Consider the following 4,293-nt stretch of genomic DNA (forward strand, 5'->3'; position numbering starts at 1 on the left):
ACGCCGCGCGTCCCGGGTGTCCACACATCTCCGGTGGGTGTCAGGATGTGCCGAGCAGCCGCGCGAAGTTGGCTATGCCGGCCGCCTCGGACGCGTGCCGGGGGGCCGTCGGGTCCGCCCGCCGAGCGCCGGCGGCGACATTCGCAGCGGCCGGCACCCGGCCCTCGCCGGTATCCCCTGCCGGCGCAGCCCGCGGAGCGATCAGCGCCGCGAGTTCGGTTGCGGCGCGGTCGATCCGGTCATTCAGGGTTGCGGTGTCCCCGTCCGCGCCCGCCCAGTCCGCGGACGCCGCGTAGACCCCGGTGGGTGTCACGACGGCACGCAGGTACGCGAACAGCGGACGCAGTGCGTGGTCGAGCACCATGGAGTGGCGCGCACTTCCGCCGGTGGCACCGATGAGTACGGGTGTGCCGGTCATCGCATCGATATCGACGAGGTCGAAGAACATCTTGAACAGTCCGCTGTAGGAGGCGTTGAACACCGGGGTCGCCACGATCAGCGCGTCGGCGGACTCCACCGCGTCGAGTGCGTCGCGCGCCTCGCCCGAGGCGAACCCGACGGTCATCGCCCGCCCGAGTTCGACGGCGTGCTCGCGCAGGTCGATCACCTCCACCTCGGCCTCGATGTCGTGCCCCCGACTCAGGTCGTCGACCACCGCCGCGAGCGTCCGGTCGATCAGCAGCCGCGTCGACGACGGCTCGGACAATCCCGCGTTCACCGCAACGATCCGCAGCCCCGTTGTCATGAGCGAACCTGCGCGGTCTCGCCGGCTGCCGCGCGTGCGGCGACCAGCGATTCGTGGGTGGGCGCGTCGGGCACATCGGCCGGACGTCCCTGTGCGAAGCCCGCACGCAGCTCCGGCAGTACCTCACCGAGCAGATCGAGCTGTTCGAGCACCGTCTTGAGCGGCAGACCGGCGTGATCGACGAGGAACAGCTGGCGCTGGTAGTCGCCGAACGACTCGCGGAACTGCAGCGTCTTGTCGACGAACTCGGCCGGGCTGCCGACGGTGAGCGGCGTCTGCGAGCTGAACTCCTCCAGCGACGGACCGTGACCGTAGACCGGCGCGTTGTCGAAGTAGGGACGGAACTCGCGAACCGCGTCCTGCGAGTTGCGCCTGATGAAGAACTGTCCGCCGAGCCCGACGATGGCCTGGTGGGCCTTGCCGTGGCCGTAGTGCTCGAAACGCTCGCGATAGAAGCCGATCAGCCGCTGGAAGTGCTCGTTGGGCCAGAAGATGTTGTTCGCGAAGAATCCGTCGCCGTAATAGGCGGCCTGTTCGGCGATCTCGGGACTCCGGATGGAGCCGTGCCAGACGAACGGTGCGACGCCGTCGAGCGGCCGAGGGGTCGAGGTGAACGACGTGAGCGGGGTCCGGAACTGCCCTTCCCAGTCCACCACGTGTTCGGTCCACAACCGGTGCAGCAGGTGATAGTTCTCGATCGCGAGCGGTATGCCCTGGCGGATGTCCTGACCGAACCACGGGTACACCGGGCCGGTGTTGCCGCGACCGAGCATGAGGTCGACGCGTCCGTCGGCCAGATGCTGCAGCATCGCGAAGTCCTCGGCGATCTTCACCGGGTCATTGGTGGTGATCAGCGTGGTCGCGGTGCTCAGCCTGAGCCGTTGCGTCTGCGCGGCGATGTAGGCCAGGGTCGTCGTCGGCGACGACGAGAAGAACGGCTCGTTGTGGTGCTCACCGATGGCGAACACGTCCAGGCCGATGTCCTCGGCCTTCTTGGCGATCTCGACGATCCCCTTGATCCGCTCGTGCTCGGTCGGCTCGCGTCCCGTGGTCGGGTCGACGGTGATGTCACTGACGCTGAAGATTCCGAACTGCATGTCGCGCCTCCTATGTCTAGGTCTCACCCCCACCAACCGGACCGCGGTCCGATTAATTCCGGTGGCGTTTGGGTTAGTGTTGGCTCACACATGCTCCGCGGAGCAACTCCGCGGAACGTCGCACACATGGAACGTCGCACAAAGGGAGTTGTATGAAGATCCGGAAGTCTGTCGCAGCCATCACCCTCGCCGGGGCCGCACTGTTCGTCGCCACCGGATGCTCGGAGTCCTCCGACACCGTCGACGAGGTCACCAGCAAGGTGTCCACGGCGGTCGAGACCGGCGCGAGCAAGGCCTCGACCGCAGCGAGCGACGCCGTCGACGAGATCACCGGACTCAGCAACTCCGACGCGCAGGAGATCCTGCGCAAGGCCGTGAACCCCGACACCCCGGCCGAGCAGATCGACGAGGTGGTCGACGTGACCAACCCGGCCACGAAGGCCGCGATCATCGCCTACGCGACCGCTTCGTCGGCCGCGGGTTACACACCCGAGGCATACGAGGTCAAGGACGTCTCCGAGGACGGCGACAAGAAGGCCATCGCCACCGTCTCGGTGAAGAGCCCGCACGCCCCCGCCCCGATCGACATCAAGCTGTCCTACGTCGACGTCGACGGCTGGAAGCTCAGCGGTGACGCCGTGACCCAGCTCGCCGGCATGAGCCGGGGCAACTGAGCCACCCGCCCACCCTCGACTCGTCGGTAGACTCGCGCGGGTGCGGCCCGACTCGCGAGCCGACGAGCGAGGAGGTGCCGTGGCCGTCGACAATCCCACCCATCCGTTCACGCCCACGGTGACCGATCGCCATCGGCGGTGGCCCGCTGTCAACGACCTGGACGACGTGGGCCTCCCGGACGTACCCGCGGCCGCGGTGGGCATCCCGGCTCCGGCCGCCCCGGTGACAGCAACCCCGGCGATGTCGAGTCCGCTGAAATCGAGTCCGGAGAAGTCGACCCCGGCCCGGCTGTCCACCCGCGTGGAGACATTCCAGCGGCGCCGGCCCGCCGACCACGCCGCACTCCCACCGGTCGGCGACTTCTGGGATCTGCAGAACCCCGACCGGCTCGTGGTGAGCCCGTCCGCACCCTTCCGGCCGATCCCGTACGCACCCCCGGCCCCGACACGGCGCCGTGCGCCTGCGGCGGCGTCGGTGGCGCTGATCTCGGGGCTGCTGTCGCTGCCCATGACCATCGCGCTCGGTTTCGGCGCGGCACTCGGGATGATCGCGATCATCTCCGGCGCCGTCGCGGTCAGGCAGATCAACCGCTCGCCCGGAAGCCACCGCGGCAAGGCCGCGGCCGTCACCGGGATCGTGACCGGGACCGGCGGTGTGTTGATCGGCGGACCGATCCTTCTCCTCGTGCTGCTCATCGCCGCGGCCTGAGCCGCGGAACGCAAGCGAGGCGGGGTTCGGCTCACGCCGAACCCCGCCTCGCCTGTGACATGACAGAGTGTGGAATCTCGAACACGCGCCCCCGCGCCGGCGTCCGAGAATCGCTGGATGATCGCTGGTGTCAGCCCACCGCGCGAAGGTGTCCGCGACCCGTTTCGCCGCGCCGGGAGTCGCGGCCGAGCCACTCATAGATCTCCCCGAGGGCACCGGCGACGGACTCGGGTGAACCGAGGCCGCTCACGTTGGGCAGACAGTGCAGCACCGCGGCAGGCAGAGCGACGTCAGCCCTGGTGAAGTGCTTGTCCGTCACGTGCTCGTAACCCTCGAGGGCGACGGCCAGGTCGCCATAGGTCGCCGCCTGGCCGCTGTGCCGCACGGCGGTGAGCCGCGGACTCGATTCCGACCGTGCGTAGACCTGCTCGATGATCGCTCGCGATGGACCGTCCCCCGCGTACGCCGAATTAGAAGTCATGTTTTTCCTCGCCCCCATGATTGCCGGGATCTGACCGGAGACCCCTGGGACTACTCTGTCACTAGTTTTTCGGAGCCAGGATGTCCTGGTCCACATTGTTACTCACGTCACATCCAAATGCGAGAGTTGTACACATCGCTAATGGTATACGGGTTACTCGAGTGACTGAAGTAATTCGTGGGATCGGAGCGTTCCGGTCACACGCCCGAGTCCGAACAGTGATGTCGAGCCCGAGCCGGCGCCGCCGGCGTATGACTGCCCCACATCGCGCCGAGCGGTCCCTAGTTCGCCTTGCGAGCGGCTTCGTCGGCCTCCATCGCATCGATCAGGCTCTTGGGCCGGAGATCGGTCCAGTTCTTCTCGACATATTCGAGGCATGCCGCACGGCTGTCCTCGCCGAAGACCTTGGTCCAGCCGGCCGGGATGTCGGCGAACGTCGGCCACAGCGAATGCTGGTTCTCGTCGTTGACCAGGACGTAGAAGCGGCCTTCTTCATCATCGAACGGGTTCGTCATCGTCTTCCTCTCATCGTGGGTTTGTGGTGTCGGGTCGGCGGAAAGGTGATCCTGTCCGCAGTATGTGCGGGC

General features: G+C 67.4%; 6 protein-coding genes. 2 read left to right on the top strand and 4 right to left on the bottom strand.

Annotated features, from left to right (window positions below; translation table 11 throughout):
* Positions 1-40: 40 nt before the first annotated feature.
* Both H1R19_RS17740 and H1R19_RS17745 read right to left on the bottom strand, forming a co-directional pair.
* Entirely contained in the window at positions 41-745 is a 705-nt protein-coding gene (locus tag H1R19_RS17740; protein WP_219849703.1) for a CE1759 family FMN reductase, read from the bottom strand.
* On the bottom strand, positions 742-1,842 hold the full coding sequence (locus H1R19_RS17745; RefSeq protein ID WP_188328715.1) for an LLM class flavin-dependent oxidoreductase: 1,101 nt from the start codon (positions 1,840-1,842) through the stop codon (positions 742-744). Before H1R19_RS17745 ends, H1R19_RS17740 begins: the two co-directional genes overlap by 4 nt.
* A 152-nt stretch (positions 1,843-1,994) precedes the next feature.
* Between H1R19_RS17745 and H1R19_RS17750 the strand changes: the two genes are divergently transcribed.
* On the top strand, positions 1,995-2,516 hold the full coding sequence (locus tag H1R19_RS17750; RefSeq protein ID WP_219849704.1) for an MTB12 C-terminal domain-containing protein: 522 nt from the start codon (positions 1,995-1,997) through the stop codon (positions 2,514-2,516).
* Between the two features lie 79 nt (positions 2,517-2,595).
* A complete protein-coding gene (locus H1R19_RS17755) occupies positions 2,596-3,225 on the top strand; it encodes a DUF4190 domain-containing protein (protein WP_219849705.1) in 630 nt (209 codons plus the stop codon).
* 130 nt (positions 3,226-3,355) lie between these two features.
* Here the strand turns inward: H1R19_RS17755 and H1R19_RS17760 are convergent, their stop codons facing one another.
* Positions 3,356-3,706, bottom strand: a complete 351-nt coding sequence (locus tag H1R19_RS17760) for a hypothetical protein (protein WP_188328718.1) — start codon at positions 3,704-3,706, stop codon at positions 3,356-3,358.
* 281 nt (positions 3,707-3,987) lie between these two features.
* Positions 3,988-4,221 carry an MbtH family protein gene (locus tag H1R19_RS17765; RefSeq protein ID WP_188328719.1) on the bottom strand — a complete coding sequence of 78 codons (234 nt, stop codon included), beginning with the start codon at positions 4,219-4,221 and terminating at the stop codon, positions 3,988-3,990.
* Positions 4,222-4,293 lie beyond the last annotated feature (72 nt).

This window comes from Gordonia jinghuaiqii, assembly GCF_014041935.1.
GTDB lineage: Bacteria > Actinomycetota > Actinomycetes > Mycobacteriales > Mycobacteriaceae > Gordonia > Gordonia jinghuaiqii.

Coding starts and splice junctions, on each gene's coding strand:
- H1R19_RS17740 (WP_219849703.1), bottom strand. CDS start 745: ATGACAACGGGGCTGCGGATCGTTGCGGTGAACGCGGGATTGTCCGAG.
- H1R19_RS17760 (WP_188328718.1), bottom strand. CDS start 3,706: ATGACTTCTAATTCGGCGTACGCGGGGGACGGTCCATCGCGAGCGATC.
- H1R19_RS17765 (WP_188328719.1), bottom strand. CDS start 4,221: ATGACGAACCCGTTCGATGATGAAGAAGGCCGCTTCTACGTCCTGGTC.
- H1R19_RS17745 (WP_188328715.1), bottom strand. CDS start 1,842: ATGCAGTTCGGAATCTTCAGCGTCAGTGACATCACCGTCGACCCGACC.
- H1R19_RS17750 (WP_219849704.1), top strand. CDS start 1,995: ATGAAGATCCGGAAGTCTGTCGCAGCCATCACCCTCGCCGGGGCCGCA.